Here is a 4,145-nt window from a genome sequence, read left to right as displayed (position 1 = left end):
ACATGTGGAATAGCATCTATATCGCGCTTATGGCAACGGTCACCACGCTCTTTTTTTGCTCCTTGGGCGGTTTCGGCTTTGCCATGTACGAGTTCAGGTTCAAAAAGCAACTCTTTGCGGTTCTCATCACCTCGCTCATGATCCCGCCGCTTCTTGGCCTCATCCCCTACTACCTCATCATTCAAGGGCTTGGCTGGCTGAACGAGCCCAGGGCCATCTGGTTTCCGGGTATGGCCAGCGCCTTCGGCATCTTCTTAATGCGGCAGTACATCGCCTCGTCCATTTCCAAAGAGCTTATGGACGCGGCGCGTATCGACGGGGCCAGGGAGTTTCGCATCTACTGGAGCATAGTCTTGCCGCTGATTAGGCCCGGTCTGGCAACCCTCGGACTGCTGACCTTCATCGGGCAGTGGAACAACTTTTTGGGGCCGCTCATCGTGCTCAGCTCGAGGGACAGGTTTACCGTGCCGCTGGCGCTCAGAACCCTGCAGGGCCAGATTCAAACCGACTGGGGGGCGGTCATCTTCGGCACGGCGCTGGCGGTCATTCCCTTGCTCATCATCTTTGCCTTCGCCTCGAGGCAAGTGATCGATGGCCTCACCGCAGGCTCGGTCAAAGGGTGAATGCGAGACGTGAAGGCCCTTTACCCGGACCCCAGCAGCCCCTAGGGGCACGCGTTGACGCGCTGGTGTCACAGATGACCTTGAAAAGGTGGTCACAGGTGACGTTAATGTATGGAATGTGTGGTCATCGAAGGTGTGGTCATCGGCCCGGCCAGAGGTCCCTCTGGCTGGTGCTATGCCTTGCCCTCGGATCGGCCTTCGGGCAGCCGGTGACGGTCCGGGTCTCCGAGCCTGCCGGCGACATTTCCCCTCACGCCATCACCGGCTTTAACTACGGCAACATGATGCGCGTGGTCGGCTTTGAAGACGAGTTCGGGGCCTTAAACCTGCAAGCGTTGCGCTTTCCGCCCGGCAATCAGGCGGATGAGATGGTGCTTTCCCCAGCCGTCATCGACGCCTTTAGGATGCAGTGGGAGCTTTTGGGCCGGCCCCGCCTACTCATTATCGCCAACCTCTTTCAGGGGACGCCCGAGGACGCGGCCGCCGCGGCCAGCTACTTCGCCGAGGCCGGCATGCCCGTAGAGGCCTGGGCGATTGGCAACGAGCCCGACCTCTACGCCACCAACCGGGGTGACCCCTCGTGGACGCCTGAAAAGTACTGCCAGCGCTTTCGCGACTACCGTGAAGCGCTGCTAGAGGTGAATTCCGACTACCTCATCACCGGGCCGGCGGTATCGGGCTCGAGGCCGCTCGGCCAAGATTACCTGCGCGAGGTGCTTTACCTCTGCGGTGACGTCATCGACGTCTTGACCTGGCATGTCTACCCGACCGACGGCACCTGGGATGACGATAGCGCCCTGGCTACCTCGAGCCAGGTGGGCGAGGAGATAAGGCGCTTTCGTGGCTGGCTAAGCGACCCCGAGATGAATCCTTGGCCAAGGCCAAGGATAAACCCGCTCGGCCATGGACGCGACATCGGCACCGCCATTACCGAGTTCGGCCTGTCGTGGCGCACGCCCAACTACCGCCACCTAGAGGACATGCCCGCCGCGCTGTGGCTCGCCGACGTGCTCGGGCAGATGGCTACCGAAGGTTTGGATGAGAGCTACTACTTTACCTTGCAGGGCTTAGGTGGTCACGGCCTTATCGACAACACCGGCTGGGTTCGGCCCACCTACCACGTCTTTGAAATGCTCTCGGACTTTACCGGTGAGGCCCTGACGGTAGAACTCGAGGCGCCCGTCAGCGCTTACGCCGCCCGTAACGAGCGCGGCCTGCAGGTGCTGCTGGTGAACCGCGCGACCGAAGACGCGCAAGTGGTGCTCGAGGCCGGTCTCGAGGGCGACGTCGAGATAAAGACGCTAAACGATGAGATTTTTGATGAGCTATGGGGGTACCAGGTGACGGTGCAAGGGGCGAATGCCGCTATCTCCGTGCCGGCCCGTTCGGTGCTGCTGGTGCGCGGCTACAGGGGTGAATGATGAAAGCCTTCCTCGCCCTCTTGCTGCTCCTGGGAAGCGCTGTGGCGCAAGTTGAACTCGGTGCGGGCGGCTACGTCACCGAGCGCCCCGCCGACATCGTCGACCCGCCTGAAGACATCTACCGCGGTGAAGGGCTCACCGGGCCGGTGCCCACCAACCGCTGGTGGAGCTCGCTCGTCTGGACTGCCTTTTCGGAGCCCATTTACGCCGGGCCGCTAAGCTACCAGGCGGTGCCGGAAGGGCTCGCGCTCGGCTACCCGCGGATGGTGGCCGATGAGGACGGCTTTGCGATGCCCTTTGCCGCCGATATGGTGGTGGGGCTCGAGGGCTTCGCGGCCGAGGCTGCACGCGTGGTGCGCTACGGTGACTGGACGGTCGAGGTGAGCTGGGAAGAGGAGGCGCCGGATGAAACGCGCGCCCTTTACGCCACGCTGGGGCAGGGCCTGCCGTATGCCTACCTGCAGCTTGCTGGGGGTCCGGTTCTGGTCACCTTCCGCGTGGCGCCCGAAGTCTGGCTCGAACGTCCGGGCGCGCTGGGCATCACCCTCGAGGGGCGGCACTACGGCCTTTTCTACTCCGGCGACCTGACGCTCGACGGCCAAAGCTTTGGCGGCCGGCTAGATGAGAGCGACCCCTACGGCATGCTGAGCGTCGCGGTGCTCCCTGAAGCGAGCGAGGTGGCGCTGGAACGGTTCGAGGCGCACGCCTTCACCCGACCCACCGGCTCTAGAACGACTTGGCAGTGGCTGCGCGAGGAGGGCGTGGTGGAGGTGACGTTTGCGCTCGAGCATGAACCGCTTGGTGACAGCACTATGCTGCCGCTCATGGGCCTCTACCCCCACCAGTGGAAGGGCAGCGACGTAGCGCTCACCCCTTACCATTACGAAACGCCTCGAGGGGTCATGAAGCTCGCCCAGACCGATCGTTTCTCCGTCCGCTTGCCTTATACCGGCGTCCTGCCTGCCCTCCCGCTGGCCGAGGGGGATAGCGACGAGCTGCGGGGGCTGCTGCACGACTTTATCGGCGGCGGGCTGTACTTCCCGCTCTTCACCGGCCAGACGAGAATGCCTGACTCCTACGCCGACGGCAAGAGCTTCGGCAAGCTGGCGGCGCTCTTGCCAATTGCCGAGCAGCTCGGCGAGGCCGAGGCGGCAGAGACGATCCTGGCGGCGATAAGGGACAGGCTCGAGAGCTGGTTCACGCCGGACGCCCGACCGCTCCTTTACTACCACGAGCCGTGGGGGGCGCTCATCGCCGCGCCCACCTCGCACGGCCTCGACTACAGCTTAAACGACCACGCCTTCCACTACGGCTACTTTTTGCAGGCAGCGGCCAGCGTGGCCGAGCGCGACCCTGACTGGGTGGCGCGGTGGGGGAGGGTGGTGGAGCTACTCGTCCGCGATACGGCGGGCGGCAGGGACGACCCGATGTTTCCCTTTCTGCGCGCCCTCGACCCGTACCCCGGCCACGGCTGGGCCAGCGGCGGCGGGCGCTATGAGCGCGGCAACAACCTCGAGTCCTCATCCGAGGCCGTCAACTTCGCTGCCGGGCTCATCCGCTGGGCCGACGCGGTGGGCGATAACGACCTTTTGGAGCTTGGCGTCTATCTTTACGCCACCCAGGTGGAAGCCGTCTGGGAGTACTGGTTTGCCTACGGGGGCAACTTTCCTGAAGGTTTCCCGCATACCGCCATCGGCATCCTCTGGAGCGACGGCGGCGCCTACACCACCTGGTGGACCTCGGACAAAGAAGCCGTCCACGGCATCAACTTTTTGCCCATCACCGCGTCGTCGCTCTACCTGGGGCGTGAGCGTGACTTCGTTTTGGAAAACTACCGGCACATGCTGGTGGGCTCACGTCCGCACTACTGGCCCGACATCGCCCTCGCTTACTTAGCGCTAGCCGACCCCGAGGAGGCGAGAGCGCTTTGGAACGAGGACATCCGCCCGGAGTTCGGGGAAACGCGGGCGCGGCTGCGGCACTGGCTGGGAAGCCTCGCAGCCTACGGTCTGCCCGAGGGGAGCATCACCGCCGACACGCCGCAATACGCGGTCTTGGAGCGTGACGGCGCAAGAGCCTATCTCGTCTACAACCCTGCAAG

General features: G+C 63.8%; 3 protein-coding genes. All 3 read left to right on the top strand.

Annotated elements, in window-relative coordinates; genetic code table 11:
- A partial coding sequence (locus M3498_14650; protein MDQ3460519.1) for a carbohydrate ABC transporter permease occupies positions 1–623 on the top strand: 623 nt, incomplete at its 5' end.
- 209 nt (positions 624–832) lie between these two features.
- The gene (locus M3498_14645; GenBank protein MDQ3460518.1) at positions 833–2,044 is read left to right on the top strand and encodes a hypothetical protein; all 1,212 of its coding nucleotides are present in this window, start codon (positions 833–835) and stop codon (positions 2,042–2,044) included.
- On the top strand, positions 2,041–4,145 hold a 2,105-nt coding region (locus tag M3498_14640; protein MDQ3460517.1), incomplete at its 3' end, for a glycosyl hydrolase. The genes M3498_14645 and M3498_14640, both read left to right, overlap by 4 nt.

The sequence above is a fragment of the Deinococcota bacterium genome (assembly GCA_030858465.1).
Lineage (GTDB): Bacteria > Deinococcota > Deinococci > Deinococcales > Trueperaceae > JALZLY01.
The sequence above is the reverse complement of the archived record's forward strand: the minus strand, read 5'-3'. Positions and strand labels throughout refer to the sequence as shown.